General features: G+C 27.3%; 24 protein-coding genes and 1 other RNA gene. 13 read left to right on the top strand and 12 right to left on the bottom strand.

Features of this window, described 5'->3' with window-relative positions:
• Positions 1–4: 4 nt before the first annotated feature.
• Both ALEK_RS10575 and secA read right to left on the bottom strand, forming a co-directional pair.
• Positions 5–1,210, bottom strand: a complete 1,206-nt coding sequence (locus ALEK_RS10575; RefSeq protein ID WP_071625196.1) for an ABC transporter permease — start codon at positions 1,208–1,210, stop codon at positions 5–7.
• A 1-nt stretch (position 1,211) separates the two neighbouring features.
• Positions 1,212–3,830 (bottom strand): preprotein translocase subunit SecA, encoded by a 2,619-nt coding sequence (gene secA / locus ALEK_RS10570; protein WP_108060946.1) that lies wholly within the window; start codon positions 3,828–3,830, stop codon positions 1,212–1,214.
• Between the two features lie 57 nt (positions 3,831–3,887).
• Between secA and lolA the strand changes: the two genes are divergently transcribed.
• Together lolA and rnpB are read left to right on the top strand one after the other, a co-directional pair.
• Complete coding sequence (gene lolA / locus ALEK_RS10565; RefSeq protein WP_071625198.1) at positions 3,888–4,421, top strand: LolA-like outer membrane lipoprotein chaperone; 534 nt, start codon at positions 3,888–3,890, stop codon at positions 4,419–4,421.
• A 30-nt stretch (positions 4,422–4,451) separates the two neighbouring features.
• Positions 4,452–4,781, top strand: an RNA gene (gene rnpB / locus ALEK_RS10560) — RNase P RNA component class A.
• Here rnpB and ALEK_RS10555 read toward each other — a convergent pair.
• A complete protein-coding gene (locus ALEK_RS10555; protein ID WP_071625199.1) occupies positions 4,780–5,400 on the bottom strand; it encodes a LysE family translocator in 621 nt (206 codons plus the stop codon). The two genes, rnpB and ALEK_RS10555, sit on opposite strands and share 2 nt — an antisense overlap.
• A gap of 182 nt (positions 5,401–5,582) precedes the next feature.
• Here ALEK_RS10555 and ALEK_RS10550 point away from each other — a divergent pair, with 182 nt between their 5' ends.
• A complete protein-coding gene (locus ALEK_RS10550) occupies positions 5,583–5,810 on the top strand; it encodes a hypothetical protein (protein ID WP_071625200.1) in 228 nt (75 codons plus the stop codon).
• A complete protein-coding gene (locus ALEK_RS10545) occupies positions 5,803–5,967 on the top strand; it encodes a hypothetical protein (protein WP_164072408.1) in 165 nt (54 codons plus the stop codon). The genes ALEK_RS10550 and ALEK_RS10545 overlap by 8 nt, the downstream gene beginning before the upstream one ends.
• On the opposite strand, the gene ALEK_RS10540 is transcribed toward ALEK_RS10545, so the two are convergent.
• Entirely contained in the window at positions 5,964–7,010 is a 1,047-nt protein-coding gene (locus tag ALEK_RS10540; RefSeq protein WP_071625201.1) for an AI-2E family transporter, read from the bottom strand. The genes ALEK_RS10545 and ALEK_RS10540 overlap by 4 nt on opposite strands.
• 141 nt (positions 7,011–7,151) lie before the next feature.
• Here ALEK_RS10540 and ALEK_RS10535 point away from each other — a divergent pair, with 141 nt between their 5' ends.
• On the top strand, positions 7,152–10,028 hold the full coding sequence (locus ALEK_RS10535) for an RNA polymerase beta'' subunit family protein (protein WP_071625202.1): 2,877 nt from the start codon (positions 7,152–7,154) through the stop codon (positions 10,026–10,028).
• Between the two features lie 52 nt (positions 10,029–10,080).
• On the opposite strand, the gene ALEK_RS10530 is transcribed toward ALEK_RS10535, so the two are convergent.
• The 5 genes from ALEK_RS10530 to ALEK_RS17575 all read right to left on the bottom strand — a co-directional run bounded on the left by ALEK_RS10530 (position 10,081) and on the right by ALEK_RS17575 (position 16,089).
• Positions 10,081–11,853 carry an ABC transporter ATP-binding protein gene (locus tag ALEK_RS10530; protein WP_071625203.1) on the bottom strand — a complete coding sequence of 591 codons (1,773 nt, stop codon included), beginning with the start codon at positions 11,851–11,853 and terminating at the stop codon, positions 10,081–10,083.
• A 121-nt stretch (positions 11,854–11,974) separates the two neighbouring features.
• Complete coding sequence (locus ALEK_RS10525) at positions 11,975–13,894, bottom strand: methyl-accepting chemotaxis protein (RefSeq protein ID WP_071625204.1); 1,920 nt, start codon at positions 13,892–13,894, stop codon at positions 11,975–11,977.
• Positions 13,895–14,207: 313 nt separating this feature from the next.
• Positions 14,208–14,864 carry a winged helix-turn-helix domain-containing protein gene (locus tag ALEK_RS10520; protein ID WP_071625205.1) on the bottom strand — a complete coding sequence of 219 codons (657 nt, stop codon included), beginning with the start codon at positions 14,862–14,864 and terminating at the stop codon, positions 14,208–14,210.
• A gap of 104 nt (positions 14,865–14,968) precedes the next feature.
• On the bottom strand, positions 14,969–15,268 hold the full coding sequence (locus ALEK_RS10515; protein ID WP_071625206.1) for a hypothetical protein: 300 nt from the start codon (positions 15,266–15,268) through the stop codon (positions 14,969–14,971).
• 50 nt (positions 15,269–15,318) lie between these two features.
• Positions 15,319–16,089, bottom strand: coding sequence for a hypothetical protein (locus tag ALEK_RS17575; RefSeq protein ID WP_228155914.1), 771 nt, complete (start codon positions 16,087–16,089; stop codon positions 15,319–15,321).
• Positions 16,090–16,340: 251 nt separating this feature from the next.
• Between ALEK_RS17575 and ALEK_RS10505 the strand changes: the two genes are divergently transcribed.
• From ALEK_RS10505 to ALEK_RS10485, 5 genes are all read left to right on the top strand, one after another.
• Positions 16,341–16,556: a DUF1104 domain-containing protein gene (locus ALEK_RS10505; protein ID WP_071625207.1), complete on the top strand. Its 216-nt coding sequence runs from the start codon at positions 16,341–16,343 to the stop codon at positions 16,554–16,556.
• A 2-nt stretch (positions 16,557–16,558) separates the two neighbouring features.
• A complete protein-coding gene (locus tag ALEK_RS10500; protein WP_071625208.1) occupies positions 16,559–17,227 on the top strand; it encodes a response regulator transcription factor in 669 nt (222 codons plus the stop codon).
• A complete protein-coding gene (locus ALEK_RS10495) occupies positions 17,184–18,371 on the top strand; it encodes a sensor histidine kinase (protein ID WP_071625209.1) in 1,188 nt (395 codons plus the stop codon). The genes ALEK_RS10500 and ALEK_RS10495 overlap by 44 nt, the downstream gene beginning before the upstream one ends.
• Positions 18,365–18,709, top strand: a complete 345-nt coding sequence (locus tag ALEK_RS10490) for a hypothetical protein (RefSeq protein ID WP_071625210.1) — start codon at positions 18,365–18,367, stop codon at positions 18,707–18,709. Before ALEK_RS10495 ends, ALEK_RS10490 begins: the two co-directional genes overlap by 7 nt.
• Positions 18,710–18,774: 65 nt before the next feature.
• A complete protein-coding gene (locus tag ALEK_RS10485) occupies positions 18,775–19,287 on the top strand; it encodes a glycine zipper 2TM domain-containing protein (RefSeq protein WP_071625211.1) in 513 nt (170 codons plus the stop codon).
• A gap of 30 nt (positions 19,288–19,317) precedes the next feature.
• Here the strand turns inward: ALEK_RS10485 and ALEK_RS10480 are convergent, their stop codons facing one another.
• Positions 19,318–20,145 carry a flagellin N-terminal helical domain-containing protein gene (locus tag ALEK_RS10480; protein ID WP_071625212.1) on the bottom strand — a complete coding sequence of 276 codons (828 nt, stop codon included), beginning with the start codon at positions 20,143–20,145 and terminating at the stop codon, positions 19,318–19,320.
• Positions 20,146–20,209: 64 nt separating this feature from the next.
• The gene (locus ALEK_RS10475; RefSeq protein ID WP_071625213.1) at positions 20,210–20,929 is read right to left on the bottom strand and encodes an NAD(P)-dependent oxidoreductase; all 720 of its coding nucleotides are present in this window, start codon (positions 20,927–20,929) and stop codon (positions 20,210–20,212) included.
• Positions 20,930–21,064: 135 nt separating this feature from the next.
• Here ALEK_RS10475 and ALEK_RS10470 point away from each other — a divergent pair, with 135 nt between their 5' ends.
• The 3 genes from ALEK_RS10470 (at position 21,065) to ALEK_RS10460 (ending at position 22,881) form a co-directional block, all read left to right on the top strand.
• Positions 21,065–21,952, top strand: a complete 888-nt coding sequence (locus tag ALEK_RS10470; protein WP_071625214.1) for an AraC family transcriptional regulator — start codon at positions 21,065–21,067, stop codon at positions 21,950–21,952.
• A gap of 78 nt (positions 21,953–22,030) precedes the next feature.
• The gene (locus ALEK_RS10465; RefSeq protein ID WP_071625215.1) at positions 22,031–22,357 is read left to right on the top strand and encodes a DUF309 domain-containing protein; all 327 of its coding nucleotides are present in this window, start codon (positions 22,031–22,033) and stop codon (positions 22,355–22,357) included.
• On the top strand, positions 22,354–22,881 hold the full coding sequence (locus ALEK_RS10460) for a 3'-5' exonuclease (protein ID WP_071625216.1): 528 nt from the start codon (positions 22,354–22,356) through the stop codon (positions 22,879–22,881). Before ALEK_RS10465 ends, ALEK_RS10460 begins: the two co-directional genes overlap by 4 nt.
• A gap of 1 nt (position 22,882) precedes the next feature.
• On the opposite strand, the gene ALEK_RS10455 is transcribed toward ALEK_RS10460, so the two are convergent.
• Positions 22,883–24,055 carry a DEAD/DEAH box helicase gene (locus tag ALEK_RS10455; protein ID WP_420372114.1) on the bottom strand — a complete coding sequence of 391 codons (1,173 nt, stop codon included), beginning with the start codon at positions 24,053–24,055 and terminating at the stop codon, positions 22,883–22,885.
• Between the last annotated feature and the right edge of the window lie 235 nt (positions 24,056–24,290).

Genomic DNA, 24,290 nt, shown 5'->3' with positions numbered 1-24,290 from the left:
AGACTTATTCATTTCTAAGTACATCAATAACATCAATTTTTGTTGCTCTTGATGCTGGATAAAATGAAGATAAAAGCACAATAACAACTGCACCTATAATAATAGATACAAAGTCTGTACTTGATAAATCTAATGGTAATTTAGCAGTACCATATACATCTGCTGGCAAAGATACAATATCAAATGTATCTAAAATCCAATATCCAATAAATCCTAGAATTGTTCCACAGAATATTCCGGAGAATCCAATAATAGTACCAAGTCTTAAGAAGATTGATTTAATCTCTTTTTCACTTGCACCCATTGATAGAAGTAGGGCTATTTCTTTTCTTCTACTCATTACAGTCATAAGTAGTGAAGAGATAATATTAAGTGATGCTACAAGGATAATAAGCATTAGAACAATAAAAAGGGCTGTTTTTTCCATTTTCATTGCCGCAAAGAAATTACCATTTTGTTGCCACCAACCAATAACACCAGCACCTGTACCTTTTAGGTCTTCTCTTAATTGTTTGATATCTTCAAAGGCATCTTCTGAATACACATGAATTCCATCATAACTATTATCAGGTCTTTTAAGAAGTGTTCTTAAAGCTTCAATAGATGTATACATATATGCTTTATCATAGGCATTAAGTCCTGATTTAAAAGAGTTCTTATATGTAAATCTTTTCATCTTAGGAATCATAGAAAACCCAGTAGGATTTAAATCTGTAAAGTATAATGTGGCTTTAGTACCAGCATTTAAATATAGTTTATCAGATATTCCAGCACCAGTGATAATATCGTATTTTCTTAATTTTAAATCTCCTAAAGACTCTTTATAAATAGAGTTTATAGCAGCTTCTTTTTGAGGAATAATACCAAAGATCATACCACCACTCATTGAATCACCACTTTGAATAATAGCTTGCGATGAAATATATGGTGAGAATTGTAAATGTGGATATTTCTCTTGAATTGTAGTTAATACAGATTCATCAATTGAGTTTTTAAATTTAGAATAAATTGTAAGAGGGTAGTTCATTGTAAAAAGTTTCTTTTCAAACTCTTTAGCTGTTCCATTCATAATAGCCATTGAAAGGATTAAAACCATAACTCCAATAGAAACACCTACAAATGCCAAGATGGCACTTATAGATATAAAAGGGTTTTTTTTATCAAATCGTAAATATTTTTTTACGATGAAATTAACTAATTTTTTATTCAAATTAGTTCCCTGCTGCTAAACCTCTTTTAGGTCCGCTTTTTCCACAACATTGTTTGTATTTCTTTCCAGAACCACAAGGACAAGGGTCATTTCTAGCAATCTTTTTATCGCCTGCAAGAATTTCTTGTTCTTCTATATTTGTAGTAGTACCTTGGTTAGCTTCTTCCATTTTTTCTTTCATTTTTTCTAAAGCTTCTTGTTCTTTTTGTGTATCGTCATTACTTTGTAGTTGCACTGTAAATAATACTTTGATAATTTCAGTTTTGATGTTTGAAATTAATTCAATGAACATATTATATGATTCTTTTTTGTACTCAACAAGTGGATCTTTTTGGTTATAACCTCTAAGCCCAATACCTGTTTTTAGTGTATCCATAGAGTATAAATGTTCTCTCCATGCATTATCTAAAATTTGTAAGTAAAGAATTCTTTCAATCTCAGATTTTTGCTCAGGAGCAGCAACTGACATTTTTTTCTCGTATACTTCTTTTACAATTTTTACTAATTTTTCTTCTAATTCTTCATAAGATTCAGAAGTAATATCTTCTAGAGTAACTACTAAATGTAATTCTTCTTTGAATTTCGCAATGATGTGATCGTAGTTGAAATCTTCAACAGGCATACCATTAATAATTTCTGCATTAGATAATAAGTCAAGAATATATTCTTCTCTATTCTCATCTAATTTTGCTTCAATATTGTAATCAGGTTTTAATAAGTCATTTCTAAAGTTATAGATTACTTTTCTTTGTTGATTTGCAACATCATCATATTCAAGTAAGTGTTTTCTAGATTCAAAGTGCATTGATTCCACTTTTTTCTGTGCATTTTCAACAGCTCTTGTAACCATTTTAGATTCGATATGTTCACCTTCTTCAATACCTAATCTTTCCATGATTCCAGCAATTTTATCAGAACCGAAAATTCTTAATAAGTTGTCTTCTAAAGATAAGAAAAATTGAGATTCCCCAACATCACCTTGTCTTCCTGCTCTACCTCTTAACTGATTATCAATTCTTCTTGATTCGTGTCTTTCAGTACCAAGAATAGCTAATCCACCTAAGTCTAAGATTTCTTGAGTTAATTTAATATCAACTCCACGACCAGCCATATTAGTTGCAATTGTTACTGCACCTTTTTGACCTGCATCTTGAATAATCTTACCTTCTTTTTCGTGTTGTTTTGCATTTAACACTGTATGAGGGATTTTTTTGTCTTTTAGGATTTTGTGTAATGCTTCTGATTTTTCAATTGAAGCAGTTCCAACTAATACTGGTTGACCTTTTTCGTGGAATTCTTTGATTCTGTTACATACAGCTTCAAATTTTTCTCTTTCACTTTTGTAAATAAGGTCATTTTTGTCATCTCTTTTAATTTGAACATTTGTAGGAATTGATACAACGTCTAAACTATAGATTTCAGCAAATTCTGTTGCTTCTGTTTGAGCAGTACCAGTCATACCTGCAAGATTATCATACATTCTAAAGTAATTTTGGAATGTAATATCTGCTAATGTTTGAGATTCATCTTGAATAGCAACGCCTTCTTTTGCTTCAAGTGCTTGGTGTAGTCCCTCACTAAATCTTCTACCTTCACTTAATCTACCTGTAAATTCATCAACGATAATTACTTCATTGTCTTTAACAACGTAATCAACATCATTTTCAAAAATGTAGTTTGCTTTAAGTGCTTGGTCTAAGTTATGAGAAAGCAATGCATTCTCTAAAGAGTATAGATTATCAACATCGAATAATTTCTCAGCTTTTTCAATACCTTGTTCTGTTAATAAAACAGATTTGTTTTTTTCATCTACTGTGAAGTCTCCAGTAGTTTGTGTTTTTTCTGTAGGATCTTTTGATTCAAGAATTTCGCCTCTTTCTAAGCCCATAGCAATTTCATGTGCTTTTACATAGTTAGAGTTCTTGTGATTTGTTGGTCCACTAATAATTAAAGGAGTTCTTGCTTCATCAATTAAAATTGAATCCACTTCATCAACGATTACAAAGTTATGTTCTCTTTGTACTTTTTCAGTTATGTCTAAAGTCATATTATCTCTTAGATAATCAAAACCAAATTCATTATTCGTACCGTAAGTAATATCAGCAGCATATTGCTCTCTTCTTACATCATCATCTCTATGCTCACTTGTAATTGCACCAACACTATAACCTAAGAAGTTATATAATGGTTCTAATTCAGCAGCATCTCTAGATGCAAGATAATCATTTACTGTTACTACGTGTACACCTTTTCCACCAAGAGCGTTAAGTGCTACAGCTAATGAACCAACTAAAGTTTTACCTTCACCTGTTTTCATTTCTGCAATTCTTCCTTCATGAAGTACCATTGCACCAATCAACTGTACATCATAAGGTCTCATGTTAAGAGCTCTTTTACTAGCTTCTCTTGTCATAGCAAATGCATCATTTAACGCAGCATCAAGCGTAAGTTCGTCTTTTTGAACTTGATCTTTTAATTTCGCAAAACTGTCTTGTAGTTCTTCATCACTCATAGCTTCATATTGTTTTTCTAAGGCATTAATAGCTTGAGCTCTTTTTCTATATTGTTTTACTTCTCTATCATTTCTAGTTCCAAAAACCATTGAAAAAACATTAAACATAAAATTAATTCCTTTTTGTTATAATCGGATAGATTATATAGAAATAAAGGTTAAAATATGTTTTATAAAATTTTATTGTCACTATTATGTTTTTTAGGACTTTCAAACGCAGCTGTAGATATAAAAAAACTAGAAACTTTCAAGGCACAATTTACTCAAATTATTGAGTCTTCTTCTGGAAAAACTATTGAATATAAAGGGGATGTTTTTATTAAAAATACAGGAAAAATTCTGTGGAAATACAAAACACCTATTGAAAAGAATGTATATATCTTAAATAATTTTGCAATTATTGATGAACCAGAGTTAGAACAAGCTATTTATACTCAGCTTCAAAATGAAATCAATATTATCAAACTTTTACAAAGTGCAAAAGAGATTGAGAAGAATAAGTACTTAACAAATATCGATAATACAGATTATATTATAGAGGTTTCAAATGAAACTAGTAAAATCTCAAAAATATCATATAAAGATAAACTAGAAAATTCTGTAGAAATAAACTTTGAAAACTCTATAGAAAATAATGAAATCAATGATTCTGTATTCAAATTTTCAGCACCAGATTATTATGACATTATAAGAAAATAAAGTTTAAGAAACTTTAGCTATAATTCCGCCAAGGTAAGCCAGATGATAGCTTGAACTCTTGTTCAAGAGGAAAGTCCGGGCTGCAGTGAAGTAGGGTTCCATTTAGAGAATGGCTAGGGTAACCTAAGGGACAGTGCAACAGAAAGTATACAGCCAGTTTACTGGTGATGGTGAAACGGAGAGGTAAGAGCTCCCCAGACCTTTTAGCAATATTAGGTGCTATGTAAACCCAACCCGCAGCAAGAAGACCTGGTATTAAACTTCACGTTTTTTGGTCTTCGCAAGATTAGCTAAGTAATTTGCTAACTAGATAAATTATCGTCTTAAAAACAAAACTCGGCTTATTGGCTTACCTTATTTAATTCCCACTCTTTGATGACATAGCCAAAAATCCTGATGCACCTATCAATGCACTTCCACTAAACTTATTAATATACGAAGCATTACTTTGAAATCTATCGAAAAACTTATTTGCACTAATAGCATATATCATTACCCAAGTGAAATCTAATAACGCCATAGTAGGGCATAGAATTGACATTTGTAATAGTAGTGATTGTTGTGGGTCTATAAACTGTGGAAAAAATGCTGTGAAAAATATTATAGCTTTTGGATTTCCAGCAGCTACTACAAAACCTGATGTAAACATCTTTTTTCTTGAGATACTTTCTTGTTTTGTATTTTCTATTATTTGTGGTTTTGACATAATCATTTTTATACCCATATATAAAAGTGTAATTACCCCAAACCATTTGATTACTAAAAAAGCAAGTTCAGAACTAGCAATAATAACACCTAATCCAATAGCAACTAAAATCATTTGTAAAAAATTTGCAGTAATATCACCAAGAGCTGTATATACTGTCTTTTTTACTCCAAAGTTCAAAGAATGCACAACACCTAATAATATGCTAGGTCCGGGAGTCATTGTCAAAATTAGTGAAGCTATTACGAAAGCTATCCATGTTTCTATACTCATAAATAATCCTTATTAGTTTTATATATCTTACTAATTAATTTCATGAAAATTATCTTCTGTATGTATAAAAAATAGACAATATTTTAAAATTGGATTATATTTATACTTTTGTATTTTTTGCTCTAATCGTAGAATAACACTAAATTCAATATAATACATTTATATAATTATAAAGAGCATCAATGAGAGTAAACAATAGTACTATATCATCTAATAGACCAGTTTTTGGTTCTAACACTACTAGAAGAAATACATCTAGACCACAAGGCATGTCTAATGCTTATAAAGTAGATATTAGTAATTGGGCTACAAAAATGCTTGCTGAGTATGATGATGACTTAGCTGAGTTTAATTATGATGTACTAAGTTATGACAAAAATCTAAAACTAAGATCTAAATTCCATGGGTGATATTATCGATTTTGATGAGCTTACTTCAAATGGTTTTTTGAGTGAATGGTATGCAATACCTGTTTTAGTTATTCTTATTCTAATAAAAGTTTTTGCTGAGAAAAAATATCAAGACAATATTGATAAAAACAGCAAAAAGAAAAAAGAAGATTCTTAATCTTTCTTTTGTCTCTTTTTTTCTTTTCCCGATAAATTTGACATCAATATAGCTATCCATGTAGTTTCATTATTTGAATTAAACGCAATTTTTAAAGTCATAGTAATAGGCACTGCTAAGAACATACCTACAATTCCAAGAATCCAACCCCAAAAAATAAGTGAGAAGAATATAACAAGAGGAGATAATCCCAACTCTTTTCCCATTAGCTTTGGCTCAATGATATTACTAATAGAGATGTTTATAATCACATAAAATAGTATCAATATAAGTGTTGTATTCATATCTACATTTAGAAGTGATAATAATACAGCAGGAATAGCCGCAATAATAGACCCAACTACTGGAATAAAATTGAACAGCATTGCTATAACTCCCCAAAGTATTGGATAATCCACATTAAAAAACATTAGTACTACAGCTATTATAAGACCTGTTAGGAAACTTGTAGTTGATTTCACTAAAAAGTATTTTTGAATATTGTGTGAGAATAGATTGAAATGTTCTAGTTTTTTGGCATTGTATTTGAATATCACTTTTAGTTTTGTCTCAAAAGATTTTGATTCTGCAAGAATAAAAGCAACCCCAATAATAATAAGTAAGAACTTAGATAAAAATGTCCCGATACTTCCAATAATATTAGTAGTAAACCCAAAAAACGAACTAAGATTTAACGCATCTAAAATAGTCGTTTGATCGATAGTATAACCATACTGCTCTACTAAACTAATACTTGAAACAATCAAAGATTGAAGCTTTTCTTCATAAAATGGAAGATTACTAGCAAAATCTTTTAGGGATATATTGATTATATAAGCAATAAGTAGGGTAAATATCACAAATATGGATATAACGAAAAAATATGATAGTAGTTTTGGAATACCTTTTCTTTTCAGAAATGATAATAATGTAGAAAATATTGATGCTATAAAAATAGATAAAAATAAAATTATTACTATCTCACTAGCTACTTTTACCCCTGCAATGATGATAATAGAAGTAGCGAAAAAGAAAAAATAGTTTTTTATACTTGATGAATCCATATGAAACCTTTTTTGTTATTATATATTTAGATTCTTAATGAATGGTTACAAGAAAGAAAATAATTTTATCTTTTAATTTATAAATATGTTTTTTTATAATTAATTTAGTAGAATGGATGTGTTTATAATTATGGAGTAAATATGTCTATATGTAGTAAAAGAAATTGTAATAATGAAAAATATAAGGAATACAGTAAATGTTTATTCCATTGTGAGAAAAAAGAATTTAATCATAATGATACTGTAAGTTTTTGGAACAATATAAGAGAAAAATATGTGATTTTTGATGGCTATGACAATATAGTTAATGATATAGAAATTGAAAATATCATTTTTCCAAAGTTTATTAAAAATGATTATAACAATAATAACTTTTATATATATAATTATCAAGATTTTCAAAATAAATTAACATTTAAAGACTGTACATTTATTAATAATTTTGATTTATTCGGCTTCTGTGTAAATTCAAAAATTTTGTTTGTTAATTGTATCTTTCATGGTGATATAATTGCTGATTCGATTAATGAATTAGAATTAAATTCTTGTGAGTTTAAAAATGAAGTGCAATTTGGTAATAAAAGATATAAAAACGTAAAAATTCATGAAAATACAAAATTTATTAAAAATATAAAAATTAATGTTGAAGAAAGTGTATATATAAAAGATTCTGTTTTTAGGAATAAATTTCAGGTAAAGGGTACAAGTCAATTAAATATAATTATTGATGAAACGCAGTTTGATAAGGAATTTACTACTGATAGTATACAAAATATTAAAATTAATAATTCACAATTAAGATCTGAGGTTTCTTTTATAAATAGACATAATGAAATTTATTTAGAAAAAATAGATTTTAAGAAAAATGTATCTTTTGATAATGTAAATAACTTAGAATTAAAAGAGATTAATTTTTTAAAAGAATGTATATTTAAAGAAAATGGGATTAAAAATATTATTATTGAAGATTCAGAAATCAATGATTTATCATTGTGTGGTTTGAATGAATTATCTTTTATTAATACTAGAATAAATGGAGAAGTTAAATTAAAGTCTATTAATAGTTTATTAAAGATAGAAGATACAGAAATAAAAAAATTATTTGATATCTCTGGTATAAAGTCTTTATATATTGAAAAGTCGACCTTTCAAGACAAATTTCAGCATGAGAATACGAGTGAAAATATTGTAATTATAAATTCTAATTTTTTGAATATTAATATCTTTACTACAAAGGTAGTATCATTTAGCGATAGTTTAGTAAGAGATTCTATTTCATTAAATGGTGGTTATTTTGATTTTATAGATATTGTTAATTGTGAAGTCCACAATAAAATTAATTTTTCAGATGCTAAAGATATAAAAATAAATGATTTAAAAGAATATCCAGTAATAAATTTAGAAGGCAATTCATCATCTCAAGTTTTTATTGATAAATCAAGAATTCAAGAGCTAAATGGAACTAATATATCTAATTTAGAAATAAACAATAACACTATTATTAAATTTTTAAAATTAAATTCTTTAGAAAAATTATCCTTAGACAATGTAAAAATTAAAGAAGTTTGTATTCTACCTAAATTAAATAATTTAAAAATTAGTAATAATTCTATTTTTTTTAAGAAACTTGATTGTATGGAATCAAAAAATATTATTATAGAAAATGTTGAATTGCGAGAAGATATTGAGATTCATGGGAGTATTCAATCTTTATCTATAAGTGAATGTGATATAAAAGGAAAAGTACAGTCCTCAAATATTGTAGAAAAGTTCACTATTGATAAATCTATATTTCATGATGATATAAACTTTTCTAAATCAAAATATACCTCTCTTATAATTAACGATTCAGACTTTAAGAAAAATATAGACTTTAAAGAATCAATAATAAAAGAGGTGAATTTTACTTCAATAGAATTATTAGATAATTCAAAAAATATTTTTAATGGTGATTTAGATTTTAGTTTTGCAGAAATAAAAAATATAGGTATAAAAAATACTATTTTTAATAAAACTATTATTTTTAATAAACTTAGAAATATTTTAGAATTTAATAATTTAGAAAATGTAAATTTTACAGAAAAGATATTGATTAATGATACAGAACTAAAAGATATATTTAAAGATTCTATCAATATTAGTATAAATGAATTAATTATCTCAAACTCAATTTTATCTACAAATAATGCAGTAGTAAATATGATTGGAAAAGATTCAATTCAAGTTAAAGATATTACAGTCGAGAAACTGAAGATGAAAGAAGTCTCTTTTCAAAGTGATATCAATTTTGAAAACTTGGAGGTTAATAACTTTGAAATATTGAATTCCAATATTGAAAAAGTATTTAGATTAAAAAAATGTTTTGTAAAAGATTTTGTAAGTACAGATAATATATTTGAGGATTTACAAATTATAGATAATAAATATAATAAAAACAAAAATATTAAACGTAATATAAATTTATCAAATACTACAGTAAAAAGTGGTGTGTTTGATAAGTTGAAATTTGATAATTTTGTTATGAATGACGCACATGTAAGTGAGGCTAAAATTGGTTATGTTGAGTTTACTAATGCTAGTAGAGAAACAAATAGATTTTTTAAAAATTATTATGATTCAATTAGTGATTATATAACAGCAAATAAATATTATCAGCGAGAAATGATTGAACAAATGAAAGATTGTAAAGATTGGAAGTCCTCAGAATGGTGGATTTTATTTTTTAATAAAAAGATTTCCAATTTTGGTGAGAGTTGGCTTTTCCCACTTCTTTGGATGTTATTTTTCACTTTATTTTTTTATAGAATTGCAAATTATGATTTATTATCAATAGAGGGGTTTAGGCAAAACCATGTAGTTTGGATGATAAATGATATTATAAAGTTCACTAATCCATTTAGTAAGACCTCAAGTTCCAGTTATGGGTCTTTTTATTGGGCATGGATGTTTCATAAATTATTGATTTCAGTTTTTATATATCATTTCGTAGTTTCTGTTAAAAGAAAAACTAAAAGGTAAGAAAATTGGTTTAGTAAAATAACTTTTTACTAAACCTTATTAGAGAGGGATATTAAATCAACTGATTTTTAACGAACTGTAAATAGTGACCTTCTTCCTCTTCTAACTCTTCGTGTTTTCCTCTTTGTACGATTTTGCCATCGTCTAGTACATATATCATATTCGCATTTTTTACTGTACTTAATCTGTGTGCGATTGTAATAACTGTTTTATCTTTAAGTACTGGAATTAGTGCATTGAATAGTTTGGCTTCTGTATGTACATCTAGTGCTGAGGTTGATTCATCGAAGATAACTACAGCAGGATTAGCAATAATCATTCTAGCAATAGATAGTCTTTGTCTTTGACCACCACTTAGCCGAACTCCGTGTCTTCCTACTATTGTGTCTAGACCTTCTGTCATTTTCTCTACTACATCATCTAATTGGGCGATTTTAAGAGCTTCATGGATTTGTGTATCTGTTATGCTTTCATTTCCCATTGTGATGTTAAATCGTAGTGAGTTATTGAAAAGTATTGGCATTTGTAGTACTAGAAAGATATTATCTCTTAGACTTTGCCTATCTAGATTCTCAATACTTATATTATTGTAGATAATATCTCCAGATTTTTTAGAGTAAAATCCTGAGATTAGTTGGGCTAGGGTAGTTTTACCACTTCCACTTGCTCCAATCAACGCTACTTTTTCCCCTGCTGGAATATCAAAAGATATATCTTGAAGAATAGTTTTTTCTTTGTTGTATGAGAAACATAAATTATCTAGTTTGATATTTACTCTTTTGTCTTCTGAACATAACTCTTCATTACCATTTTTTTCTGTTTTTAAATCTAATATTTTATTGATTCTTTTTATAGCGGCACTTGCACTTGCGTAAGAGTATTGAATAGTTAGAATATCTTGTACAGGTGTCATAATAAACCAGATATACCCAAACATTGCAAACATCATACCTATTGATAAATCATTGTATTCTACTAATATAAGCCCAGCAGCTCTGAATATCTCAAAGGCTATTAAAAATACAGTAAATGAAAATCTCTCATAAGCCACGCTTTTATAATTGAAGTTATTAGATGTTCTTTGAATATCTCTTGCTTTATTAATAGCATTATCGAAGAAAAACTTCTCTTTATTACTAGCTTTGATTTGTCCAAATAACTCTAATGTTTCACCGATATTATCTTGGAAGTTCTCAATGGATTGATTTTCTTCTTTTTTTAATGTACCTGTTTTTTTAGATATTCTTTTTGATATTAGCATTATCACTGGTTGTATAAACAAAATCATCATTCCAAGAATTGGATCAATTGCAATAATTACAATAGCCACAGCAAACAAAGTCAATACAGAAGCTACAAACTTACTAGATATAGATATAATGAAATTATCAAGAGTATTAATATCTGTGATTAGATTAGCAGTAATTGCACCAGAACCTAGACTTTCATACTCATTCATATTTACTAATCTTAAATGATTTAGTAATCTCTCTCTTATTTTAAATGTTACATGTTTTGAGATTTTTGTAAATATCTTAGTGATTAGTACAACAAAAATAAAATGTATCAATCTTAGGAAGATTACCGCAAAAGCCACAATAGCTACATAATAAAAAGCATTTCCAGCTCCAAAAGTAGAATCAATAGTATTTACGAATAGGGCAGGTTTGTCTAATAATACTTCATCTACTAACACCGGAAGCATTAGAGGAATTGGTACACTTATAAGAATAGCTATTAGAGTTATTAATTGACCAAATATTAGGTATTTTTTATTTTCTAATAGTAAATCAAACATATATTTTAATGATATTTTATTTTTCATATTTTTCTTTCAAATTAGTTATAAGAAAGTTTTACAATAAATAGCTTAAATTGGTTATTAAAATAGGGAAAAAGATTTGAAAGTATCTACGAAAGCCTATGCTTTCGTAGTTTAAAAATAATTATAAAAACTTGTACTGTTGTACGTTTTCTACAACTTCTTTTGCAATTTCATCAGTTCTTTGTGCAATTTGGTTTGCTTTATCAGCAATTTGTGCATTTTGTTGAGTAAATTGATCTAATTGGTTTACAGCATCAGAGATTTGAGCCATTCCAATAGTTTGTTCTTTTGCTGCATTTGTTACATCATCAATTAATTGATTTGTTTCAAAAATTTTGTTTTCTAAGTCTGTAAAACCTTCAATCATATTAGAACTGATATTTTTACCATGGTCAGCTTTAGCAGTTGCAGTCTCAACTAATACTTTGATTTCTTTTGCAGCTTCTGCTGATCTTGATGCTAAGTTTCGCACCTCTTGAGCAACTACGGCAAACCCTTTACCAGCTTCTCCTGCTGTTGCTGCTTCAACTGCTGCGTTAAGTGACAGAATATTTGTTTGGAATGCAATCTGATCAATTACTGAAATAGCTTCTGTAATAGCAATTACATTATCATTAATATCTTCCATAGCAGATGCTGTATCTGATGCTAATTTTTTACCATTGCTAGAAGCACTTTTTGTTTCAGAAGAAATTTTTAGCATAGTTTGTGCTTTTTCATTTGTTTGTGCAATATTTCCAGTAATCTCTTCAATAGATGCTGCTGTCTCTTCAAGTGAAGCTGCTTGATTTGTAGCATTTTGAGATAGTGTAGTTACATTTATAGATAATTCAGAAGAACTTGTTTGTAAGATATTTCCATCTTTATTATTTTCATTTAACATTAAAGTAATAATTTTATGTAGATTATAAATCTCAGAACCAATTTTTCCAGTAGTTGCAGTATCTAAAGTCTTAGTGAAATCTCTATTTGCATAAGAGTCTAATACATCACTTAAAGTATTGATATTTAATCCCACTAGAGATTGAAGATTACTAAGCATTGTATTTAATAACTCTTTTAACTCATTTAGAGCTTCATTATTAGTTGAGTTTTCTACTCTTTTGTCTAAGTACCCTTGACTTACAGCACTTACAACTTCTTTTACGTCATTCATTAGGTGATTGTCTTGGATTAGTAAATCTTTTGTTTTTACAATATTCTCATTTACTATTTTAGACATTGTTCCAATTTCATCTTTAGAATTTACTTCTAATTCTTTAGCATCTGCTGTTTCTTTATTTAGGAATTTAAAGAAGTCCAATAATCCAACTTCGAATTTTTGTAAAGGATTTACAATTATTTTATTAGAAATTACAATAAATAAAATAGATACAATGATAGCTACAATAATAGTAATTATTGTAAGAATAAGAATTGCAGAAGTTATTTCTTCACTTGCACTATCTTGCATTTTTGTAACTGACTTATCAATATTATCAACATAAGCACCAGTTCCAACAATAAAATCCCATGGTTTGAAGTTTTTTACATAAGCAAATTTAGGACTTGCGTTCTCTTCACCAGGCTTTGGCCAAGCATATTCAACTAAACCACCATTAGTATTAGCATTTGCTTTTCTTACAATCTCTTGATATACATAAACACCATTTTTATCTTTTAGGTTTATAAGGTTTCTACCTTTTAGTGAAGCTTTTGATCCATGTGCAATTACAACATGCTTTGAATCATTAATCCAGAAATAACCGTCTTTCCCATATTTCATATTCATCACAGCTTTAATTGCTGCTTGTTTTAATTCTTCTTCATTATTAGAGTTAGCTCTTTTATAAAATGACTCTATTACATTGTATGCAAGTTCAGTATAGTTCTTCAGCTCAACTTCTTTTGTAAGAAAAGAGTTTTCCTTAAAGTTCTTGATATTGTTATTAGTTATTTTATTAATTGAACTAATTGAATCGATTATTAATATAATAGAAATTATAGAAATGGATGAAATTACTAGGAGTAGTAATTTGAATTTTATAGACAGGTTTTTCATTTTTTGTGCTTCCTTAAAAATTATTATTTCACTATAGCTATTCTAATGCTACGTTAATATTTTTGTGGATTATATATAAAATAAGCTGAAACAACTATTATATAGTCTTTTATATAGATAAAATGAATAAATATTCATAAGAAAATATGGCTTTTTATAGTTAGTTATAATTTATTATTAAATTAATTATAATTAGAAATTATTATAGTAATAATATAAATATTTAGTTTAATGGAGAGTTTTATCCTTGAGAATATAAAAAAAGGAAGTTATACAAGAGTAAAATACTCTTGTATTTAATAATGGAGAGTTTTTATAAATCTATTCTGTAACCTACACCAGATATGTTTTTAACTAGGTTTTTGTAAGTCTTTTTTCTTACTTCTTTTACTACAGATCTTAAAGCATTATGAGTCATGTCCCCTTCCCATAGTGTACTGTTAAGTTCTTCGTAAGATATTGCTCTGTCTTGATTATTGATAATATAATCCAAGAACATATCTTCTTTATTAGATAGTGAGATTATCTTTTTATTTTTTAGTAGAGTATTATTGTATTTATCATAAGTAAAAGCATCTTTTAACTGAATAATATTACTTCTATTAGAATCTAAAGTTTTGATAATGTCTTTTAGTTCCTCTTTGAATATTGTAAAGTTTATTAATGTAGGATTTAAATACTTGATTTGTTCTAATTTAATTGCATCAAAATATGATGAGTTATCAATATAGTTTTTAAATGAAATAATATGTGTTCTAGGTGAGATTTCTCTAATGTATTTTAGTTGTTCTGTAAGAATTATTTTCTCTGAGATAATTATATCAATATACTTATTTTTTAATAAAGTATTGGCTTCTTCTAAACTTTCTACTTTTATTATATTTGTTGAGATATTTTCAAGGCTTTTCATAATTTCTGAATTATCAGAATCATAAATATACATTAAGTTAATATGTTTTAATTCTTTCATAAGTTACTCCATATAAATTATAAAAAAACTAATAAAGTTATAACCTTCGAGAGCAAAAAATATAAGAGATAGTAAAATTAATTACTTCAAAAAATAGCCGAAGGCTATTTTTCAGTTGGTGCTAACATCTTTTCACAAACTTCAAGTTTCATACCATCATGAAAACTACAGTTCATTCCACATTTAAATGTTCCTGAGTTAGTTAGACCCATTTTCTCTAATTGTTTAATTGACTCATCTTTACAAATTTGTAATGATGGAAATGTCATAGGACTTTTTAAGTTTCTTTTTGTGTTTTGTTTATCAGGGTAGATAAACGAATTCCATTTTTCTTCTTCTTTTTCACCAATACAACCACTAAATAATACACAAGCGCACGCAGTCAATAATATATTTCTGATCATTTAAACTCTTTTTTTAGTAGAGATTTTAGTGAAATAACATTTACAAATACTTAAACCATTGCATTTCGTAGTGTTTTCTTGATCATTTCAAGATCTTTTAACTCTGCACTTAATCTAAGATTTTCTAAATATAAATCAATTGCTTTTCTCAATTGATCACTTACTTTACCTGTTGATGCTGCTTTATTTATCGTATCAGGTTTGTACCCTAATTCATAAGATAAATTCTTATATGTTAAAGCTAAATCTTTACAAACTTGTTTGATTAGGTTTGGATTTAATTCCTCATATAATTTTGTACAATCAATGTTAAATGTTGTACATGTATCTTCTACCGCTTCTCTTTTTTCTAAAAGAACTTTTCGACATCGGTAGTGTTTTGAACTTGGTTGAAATAGTTTTAGATTTTCTTTATTTGTACTAATAAATAACTCTTTACCATTACATCCAATCATGTCATCAAACACACTTACAAGTACATCTTCACCAAGGTGTTTAAAAGTCTCAATAAACATAAACGAGTTTATATATTTTGTTTTACTTTTTGATTCTTTGTATTCTTCAAAAGTAAATTCAAGAGCATCACCCTTATAATTAACACAAAGACTTTCTTTTGGCATAGTTACTTTTGTTACTAAGTGAAAGTGTAAAAGATTATCCCTATTATTTGAAAATATATTGATAATATTTTCTTCTTTAATATTATATTCTGATACTAGTTCTTTAAATACAGCTTCGACATATTTGATGTCTTTATAGCTATTTTCTGCATCCCTTACAATATAAGGCATTTTTTTAAATAATTTTCCTACTTGCGTCATATTCCATTCCTGCATATTTTATCTATCTAGGTTTCTGATTCTATTATACATATATGACTGATCAAATCAAGATTTCTTAAATAAAAAAACAAAAAAAATGACTAAAAAATGACTAAATAGCTTTGTTTTACGAAAGTTGCTATGAATTTGCTATTTTTATGTATGAATTCTGCTACTTTTGCTATATTTGTTTATTTACAATTTTTATACATTTGTTATGGTACAATTAAATAAAAATATAGAGAATAAATATGAAAAAAATATTATTAATAATTTCTTTTGCTTTAACTCTTGTTTTTGCTAAAGTTGACTATTCAGAAATGAGTACTCAAGAACTTATCGCTATTATGGGGTATGTAGAACCTCAAAATAAGAGAGATTTTATAAGAGAATTAAGATCAAGAGTTCCAACAATGAGTAATGCAGAGAAAAAACGATATCAAAATAATTTAAAAAAGTTAAGATAATTATGAAAACAAAATTACTATTATTAGAAGATGACCTAACATTAAGTGAAACAGTAGTTGAATATTTTGAGGAGCAAGGCTTTGAAGTTATTGCTTCTTATGATGGTGATGATGCCCTAAGTGCTGTTTATGAAAATAACTTTGATTTACTTTTATTAGATGTTAATGTTCCTGGACTAAATGGTTTTGAAGTTCTAAAAAAACTAAGAGAAGAAGACAATGTAGTACCTGCTATTTTTATAACTTCACTTAATTCTATGGACTCACTAGAAGAGGGTTTTTCTAGTGGTTGTGATGATTATATTAGAAAACCTTTTGAGTTAAAAGAATTACTTATTAGAGTACAAACTATAATCAAAAGAGAATATTCAAACAAAAGCGAAATCATTCAAATAGCTGAAAATATTACTTTTGATTCAAAAGCAAATGAACTTAAAAAAGATGGGGAAGAAGTTAAACTGAATTTAAAAGAATTAAAACTATTAAAATTCTTTTTACAACACAAGAATGAACTTTTAGTTCATGATAGAATTTATGATTATGTTTGGGAATATGACGAAGAATATAGTGATAACTCATTAAGAACATATATCAAAAATCTTAGAAAAATATTAGGAAAAGAACGTATTGTTAGTCTTAAAAAGCTTGGATATAGATTTAACCAAGAGTGAAACTAGGACCTTATTAGGTTTTGGTTTTCTTTACTCTTTTTTAATTCTTGTAATCATTGGGGTTGTTTCTTTTATTTATTATACATTCCAAAAAGATTTAATGCTTCAAGAAAAAAGACAAGTTTTACAAGAGTATTCAAACAATTTGGTTTTTAGACTAAAAGACCTACATGTAAACTTTGATAAATACAAATACTACCCAAGAGATGAAAACTTTAATTCAGCTATTTTTGATAGTGATAAAAAACAGATTTTCTCAACACTAAAATCAAATAAAATTAACTTTGATGAAGTTGCATATATAAGCAAAAACAAAATACATTTTATAGAAAAACCAGAATCATATTATTTAGGTGCAAAATATATTATTGTAGAAGTACCTGATGATGGACTTTGGTATATTAAAGTTAGAGGTGAAATAATCACTTTCTCTTTTGCTGCATTTATTTTTATGATGTTTATTGGATACTTTATTTCAAAACTATTTTTAAAACCCATGAGAGATGCTTTACATTTATTAGATAGATTTATTAAAGACACTACCCATGAATTAAATACTCCTATTTCTGCAATTATTGCAAATGTAGAGATGATAGATAAAGATTCCTTAGATGAAAAAACAGCAAGAAAGGTAAATAGAATAGATATTGGAGCAAAAACTATATCTAATATTTATGAGGATTTAACCTTTCTAACATTGAATAATAAAATCATTTCAGAAAATAAAAAATTAGATTTATCAAGTATTGTAAAACAAAGAGTAGAGTATTTTGAAAGTCTAGCAACTATCAAAAAAATAAACTTTATTTTAGATGTTGAAGATAATATAACTTTTATATGTGATACCAAAAAGTTCTCAAAACTATTGGATAATCTAATTTCAAATGCTATTAAATACAATAAAATAGGTGGAACTATTAGTGTTTCATTAAAAGATAAATTAATGGTTGTAGAAGATACTGGAAAAGGTATGAGTAAAGAAAACCTTGATAATTTATTTGAAAGATATACTAGATTTGATAAAAGTGTTGGTGGTTTTGGAATAGGTTTAAATATTGTATCTTTAATTGCAAAAGAGTACAAACTAAAAATTGATGTTAGTTCAGAATTAAAAGTAGGAACTAGAATAGAGGTATCATGGTAAGAACTATTTTTATAACACTTATATTAATATCGTTTCTTAATGCAAAACAGACAAAACAAAATGTATATGAAAGTACTTGTGTTAAATGTCACAAGAAACTACCTGTATCTATTGATAAATACTTTTATAGATACTTACTAAAATACTCATCTCAAAAAGATGTAAATAAAGCAATGTTTTCTTATATGCAAAATCCAAGTAAAGAAATGACGATAATGCCACAAGCTTTTATCAAAAGGTTTGGGGTTAAAAAGAAAACAAAACTAAGTAGTAAAGAACTACAAGAGGCTTTGGATATATATTGGGAAAAATACAAGGTTTTTGGAAAACTTAAATAAATAATCTACAATACATCTACAATTTAGACATATACTTCTTATAGATTTAATCTAAGGAGTTTGTCATGAAAAAATTTTTAATCTTAATTTTAATTATCTCCTCTTTTGCTTTTGCTAAAGAGAGAAGATCTTATACGTATGCCTATGTTAACCATAGTGAGCTAATATATCAATACAAATATGATAGAGTTTATGAAGAGTGTGAAGAAAACTATTATGAGACTGATTATAGGGAAGAAAACAATTTTAATGGTATTGGATTAGATACTATTGTTGGTGCTACCTTAGGTGTTGCTATTGGTAATCAAATAGGTAGAGGTAATGGTAGAGATGTTGCTAGAGTTGCTGGTGGTTTATTAGGTGCCACTATTGCTAATAATACTAGACATGAAAGATATGGTGCTTCAAAAAGACACTATAGAAATCAACATAATCAATGTGAAAATAACTATACTCAAAGAAAAAGAAGAGTTTTATCAGGTTATAAAAATTACTTTACTTATGATAATAGAGAGTACTTTAAAATTACAAAAAGACCTAAAAATAAAATAAGAATTACTAAAACTATTAGTTTCTAATAACTCAAGCTAAAAGCTTGGGCTATTAAATTATGACAATAGTCTTGTAACAATTGATTGATTAATGTTATTTGACTGTGCTGCCCCAAATGCTCCTACTTGAGCTAAAATATTCTGTTTTGAAAAGTTTGCAGTTTCTGCTGCAAAGTTAGTCTCAAAAACTGAAGCTGCATTTAAAGTAGAATCTCTTTGAGAAAAAAGATTTCTAGTAGAACTATCCAGTTGGTTTTGTACTGCTGCAAATTCACTTCTATTATTACTTACTGTATTTATTGCATTATCTACATTTTCCAAAAATGATCTAGCACTTGCTGAATCAAATGTTGCTGGATCTTGGTTTAATAAACCTTCTAAATCTAGACCTTCTGTGTTTGATTGAACACTTGTTGTTTCAATTGGATTTCCACTTTCAGTAGAAGTTTGAAATTGTAATGTTTGACTAGCACTTGAATCATCAGATGCATTTTGTAAAAAAGTTTGACCATTATAATTTGTTTGACTAGCAACATCATTTAATTGTCTTAGTTGCCCTTGAATATCTTGTAGTATTGCTTCTCTTCCTTGTTGATTTGTTGTATCTGTGGAAGCTTGTAATAGTTTTTCTTTTACATCATCTAATATTGTAGATTGTCTCGATAATGCTGAGTCTGCAATTTGAGTAAGAGCTACTGCTGAATTAGAATTTTCAATTGCTTGGGTAAGACCACTACTTTGTACTTGTAGATTGTTGAGAATTGATAATCCAGAAGGGTCATCACTAGCTTGATTTATTTCAAGCCCTGTGGCAATTCTATTTAATGCTTGATTTGCATTAGAATAAATATTATTATTTAGTTGAGAGTTGTTACCTATTTCCATAAAAAACTCCTTGATTATACATATTGTATATATTAAATTATTAATACAATATAAAACTAGTAAATTAGTTTATGTTATAAATTACTGGCATCTTACCTTTCCATGTATTCCATAGAGAATTATTCTTAATAAGTTCACACATAAAGCTAGCTACATTTATTCTACTTGTTTGCCCAGCATCTAATAATGCACTTCTTGTTGGTGAAGAGTACAAAGAATATTTACTTACTTTATCTTCATTTATCAAACTATCTGGTCTTACTACAACCCATTGTATTAAATCATTTTTTTGCCCAATATCAAGTCTTAAATAATTTGCTGCCATTTCATTATCTAAATGAGGAGGAACTAAAGTACGAATAATAAAAAGTAAAACTTTATGAAAAAATGATACTTTCTCATTTTCATCATGATTAATATTTCCACTAGTATTCATAAGTATAAATTTTATAGGTTTTATATTTTCTCTTTCTACGAGTTTACATATTTTTTTAAGTGAATCACTAACAAGCTTTTTGGGTTCTCCAAATATGCCTTTGAAACTGATGTTATGCCCTAAACATGAAATAAAAACATCAGAAGTTTTAATTAAATTTTTTAGTTCGTTTTCTGACATATCTAAAATATTACTTTCAATAATTTCTATATTCTTATTATTTAATATATCTGCTTCTATTTTTTCTTTATTTCTCACTACTATACTTATGTTGTAGTCATTGTTTATCAACTCTTTTAAAACAAGTTTTCCAGTAGCTCCTGTGGCTCCTAGTAATAAAATATTCATAATTAAAAACCTTTTCCTTTGATTATAATATAATTAATTTTTTGATACTTGATAATATGTGCGGTTTACAAAAAAGTTATTTCATTTATTCTAATAAGCTGTATAATAATATTTATAAATGATAAAAGGTTAATAATGCAAAGTCATTTAAAAATGATACAAGATTTAGTAGACAAAATAGAAGAAGATGTGGCATATGATGTAAATATTAAGAAACTAGCACACATAAATAATATGTCACCTTGGCACTTTCAAAGATTGTTTAAAAGTATTGTAGGGGATACATTAGGAAATTACACAAGAGGAAGAAGATTATCTTTATCTGCGAATATGTTATTAGAAACAGAATTAAGTATTATTGATATTGCTTTTAATGTTGGCTTTACTTCTCATGAATCTTTTTCAAGATCGTTCAAAAATTATTTTAAACATTCACCTAAAGATTTTAGAAATATAAAACCCTTAGTATTAATAAACAAAAAACCTTTATTAAGTAATGAATTATTAGAACATATAACAGAAGGTATGCATCAAGAACCAGAAATTATAAATAAAGATGAACAAATTATAGTTGGTATGCAATTGGAAATACCATCACCTTTTTCAACAAGAGATAATATTTGTGAGTATGTTGCTCCTTATTGGTTTAAATTATTTGAGGAAGAAAAGAATATAGAAAATAGAATAATACAAACATACTACGCTCTAAATATAAGTCCCTCTGGTAACTTCACTGAAGAAAAAATAAATTATATTGCAGCAGCTCCGGTAAGCACTTTAGAAAATACTCCTGAGGGAATGAGTACTTATACAATTCCAAAACAAAAAGTTGCAATTTTTAATATATCTACAGATATTGATTCTGAAACTGCAAAGAAGACTATTGATTATATTTATGGTTACTGGCTTCCTAATTCAAAGTATAAACGAGGAATAGGTAATGACTATGAGTTATTTGAAAATGTAATAGATTTTAGTGATGGATCTTTCTCTACTAAATATGTAATACCCATTACTGAATAAGTTACATATAAAAGTTTATATTTAGCATAAAAAAAACAGAACTTTTGATATAATAACTCTTTAAAATATAGGTGAATTATGATTATAATCAAAGAATTAAAAGTAGCTATTGAGCTACTAAGTAAAAATGAATTTGTTCAAGCCCATGATGTTTTTGAAGATTTATGGAGAGCATATAAAGATTCTAAAAACACTAGAGAAGAGTCTTTTATTCTAAAAGCATTTACAAATGCAAGTATCTCAATAGAGTTACATAAAATGAATAGGTCTGAGCATTCTACTAATGTTTGGAATACTTTTAAAAAATATGAAAACTTAATAGAAACAATAATTACTCCCAATAGAGATAAGTACAAAGAGATAAAAACTTTAATATATACGAAAAGAGATGAATTTATAAAATGATAATTTTAGACTTTGAGACAAATAGTCAAAATATAGGTGATGTAATAGAAGTAGCTGCTGTTAGACTAGAAGTAGTAAATAATGAATATAAAGTAGTAGATAAATTCCATAGATACTATTTATCACGGTATCCCGTTAACTTTTACTCTTATGCAGTTCATAGATTAACACCTGAGTTAATTCTAGAGCATAGAGCAGATAAAGAGTACTCTTCTTATTTTACAGAAGATGAAGATTTTATTGATTTTTGTAGAGAAGCTAATACTTTGGTAGCTCATAATATTAGTTTTGAATTAAGACATATTGATAAAATGGCTTTTTTCTCAAATCATATCTGTACAATGAAAGAGAATAAAAAATTAGTAAAGTCTTTGAATAAAAAAGGGAATATTAAAAACCCAAGTTTAGATGAGGTTTGTGATTTTTTTGATATTGAGTTTGATGAGTCTTCACACCATAGTGCAACCTATGATGTTTCGAAAACTTTTGAGATTCTAAGAAAGATGAACTTAGAAAATAGTTAGACTATTTTCTAAAGTTTCTGTTTGCATCTCTTTTTGTAGTTTTAGTAGACTTTTTCTTTTTTTGTTTTTTAGGGTCTTGTTTTGTAGCCCCTTGAGGTTTTCTAGAACTTTTTACATGACTTAAAGGTTTTTTTCTAGCTTTAAAGATTCTAGGTTTTTTCTCTGTTGGTTCGAAATCTTCAATAATATCTCTTTTTACACTAAAGATAAGTTCTTTTTCAATTTCTTGCATTAATCTATAATCTTTTACACTAAGTAATGTAATAGCAGTACCTGCATTACCAGCTCTTCCTGTTCTACCAATTCTATGTGTATAATCAGTTACAGTTTCTGGAAGTTCGTAGTTTACAACAACTGGAAGTAATTGAATATCAATACCTCTTGCTGCAATATCAGTAGCAACTAATACTTTGATATCACCACTTTTGAATTTTCTTAATGCTTTAGCTCTAGCTGTTTGTCTTACATCACCATGGATACAAGATGCAGGTAAACCATCTAATTCTAAGTGTTCAACAAGTCCATCAGCTTCTTTTTTAGTATTAACAAAAACTAAAACTTGAGAGTAGTTTCTTGAACCAATAAGGTATGATAATAAAGCAGATTTTTGTTCTGGATCTACTTGAATAATTTGTTGATCAATAATCGCAACTGTAGATCTTTGACTTGCAATTTCAATTACTGCTGGGTTTGATAAGAACTCTTTTGCAAGTTTCTTAACATTTTGGTTAAGAGTTGCAGAGAACATCATAATTTGTCTAGTTGTACTTGCTTGTGCAAATATTGTTTCGATGTCTTCTAAGAATCCCATTTCTAACATAGTATCAACTTCATCAACTACAAGAGTTTGTACACTTGATAAGTTAACAGTTTTATTTCTAATATGCTCTAATAGTCTTCCTGGAGTAGCAACTAAAATATCTACTCCTTTAGCTAATTTTCTAGCTTGTTCAGTAGAAGAAACTCCACCAAAAACTACTGTTTTTTTGATTTCTACATGTCTTGCGAAATCTTCAATAGCTTTATTGATTTGATTTACTAATTCTCTAGTGGGAGCTATAATTAATGCTCTTAGAGTATTGTTGTTTTCTTGATTTGATTCTATAAGCTCATCAATAATTGGTAATAAAAACGCTGCTGTTTTTCCTGTACCACTCTGAGCTGCTGCTAAAATATCTTTTTTCTTTAAAGCTAATGGTATAGCTTTTATTTGAATATCTGTTGGTGTTTCATATTCTAAGTCTTTTAGAGCTTTTATAATATTTGTATCTAAGTCTAATGAATTAAATGCTTTGATAATGATTCCTTTAAAATCTTTTATATATATTCGCGATTATATCCAAAAAATCCTCATTTTCATCAAGAAAGATTTTTTTATTGGAAATAAATACTATTGACTTAGAAAATAA

It is taken from the genome of Poseidonibacter lekithochrous, from assembly GCF_013283835.1.
Lineage (GTDB): Bacteria > Campylobacterota > Campylobacteria > Campylobacterales > Arcobacteraceae > Poseidonibacter > Poseidonibacter lekithochrous.
Note: the sequence above shows the minus strand (reverse complement) of the source record. Positions and strands in the feature narration are given on the sequence as shown.

What these genes read in the sequence shown, in the direction of transcription:
- secA (WP_108060946.1), bottom strand. Translation starts at nt 3,830, where the DNA reads ATGTTTAATGTTTTTTCAATGGTTTTTGGAACTAGAAATGATAGAGAA.
- lolA (WP_071625198.1), top strand. Translation starts at nt 3,888, where the DNA reads ATGTTTTATAAAATTTTATTGTCACTATTATGTTTTTTAGGACTTTCA.
- ALEK_RS10555 (WP_071625199.1), bottom strand. Translation starts at nt 5,400, where the DNA reads ATGAGTATAGAAACATGGATAGCTTTCGTAATAGCTTCACTAATTTTG.
- ALEK_RS10550 (WP_071625200.1), top strand. Translation starts at nt 5,583, where the DNA reads ATGAGAGTAAACAATAGTACTATATCATCTAATAGACCAGTTTTTGGT.
- ALEK_RS10545 (WP_164072408.1), top strand. Translation starts at nt 5,803, where the DNA reads ATGGGTGATATTATCGATTTTGATGAGCTTACTTCAAATGGTTTTTTG.
- ALEK_RS10540 (WP_071625201.1), bottom strand. Translation starts at nt 7,010, where the DNA reads ATGGATTCATCAAGTATAAAAAACTATTTTTTCTTTTTCGCTACTTCT.
- ALEK_RS10535 (WP_071625202.1), top strand. Translation starts at nt 7,152, where the DNA reads ATGTCTATATGTAGTAAAAGAAATTGTAATAATGAAAAATATAAGGAA.
- ALEK_RS10530 (WP_071625203.1), bottom strand. Translation starts at nt 11,853, where the DNA reads ATGAAAAATAAAATATCATTAAAATATATGTTTGATTTACTATTAGAA.
- ALEK_RS10525 (WP_071625204.1), bottom strand. Translation starts at nt 13,894, where the DNA reads ATGAAAAACCTGTCTATAAAATTCAAATTACTACTCCTAGTAATTTCA.
- ALEK_RS10520 (WP_071625205.1), bottom strand. Translation starts at nt 14,864, where the DNA reads ATGAAAGAATTAAAACATATTAACTTAATGTATATTTATGATTCTGAT.
- ALEK_RS10515 (WP_071625206.1), bottom strand. Translation starts at nt 15,268, where the DNA reads ATGATCAGAAATATATTATTGACTGCGTGCGCTTGTGTATTATTTAGT.
- ALEK_RS17575 (WP_228155914.1), bottom strand. Translation starts at nt 16,089, where the DNA reads ATGACGCAAGTAGGAAAATTATTTAAAAAAATGCCTTATATTGTAAGG.
- ALEK_RS10505 (WP_071625207.1), top strand. Translation starts at nt 16,341, where the DNA reads ATGAAAAAAATATTATTAATAATTTCTTTTGCTTTAACTCTTGTTTTT.
- ALEK_RS10500 (WP_071625208.1), top strand. Translation starts at nt 16,559, where the DNA reads ATGAAAACAAAATTACTATTATTAGAAGATGACCTAACATTAAGTGAA.
- ALEK_RS10490 (WP_071625210.1), top strand. Translation starts at nt 18,365, where the DNA reads ATGGTAAGAACTATTTTTATAACACTTATATTAATATCGTTTCTTAAT.
- ALEK_RS10485 (WP_071625211.1), top strand. Translation starts at nt 18,775, where the DNA reads ATGAAAAAATTTTTAATCTTAATTTTAATTATCTCCTCTTTTGCTTTT.
- ALEK_RS10480 (WP_071625212.1), bottom strand. Translation starts at nt 20,145, where the DNA reads ATGGAAATAGGTAACAACTCTCAACTAAATAATAATATTTATTCTAAT.
- ALEK_RS10475 (WP_071625213.1), bottom strand. Translation starts at nt 20,929, where the DNA reads ATGAATATTTTATTACTAGGAGCCACAGGAGCTACTGGAAAACTTGTT.
- ALEK_RS10470 (WP_071625214.1), top strand. Translation starts at nt 21,065, where the DNA reads ATGCAAAGTCATTTAAAAATGATACAAGATTTAGTAGACAAAATAGAA.
- ALEK_RS10465 (WP_071625215.1), top strand. Translation starts at nt 22,031, where the DNA reads ATGATTATAATCAAAGAATTAAAAGTAGCTATTGAGCTACTAAGTAAA.
- ALEK_RS10460 (WP_071625216.1), top strand. Translation starts at nt 22,354, where the DNA reads ATGATAATTTTAGACTTTGAGACAAATAGTCAAAATATAGGTGATGTA.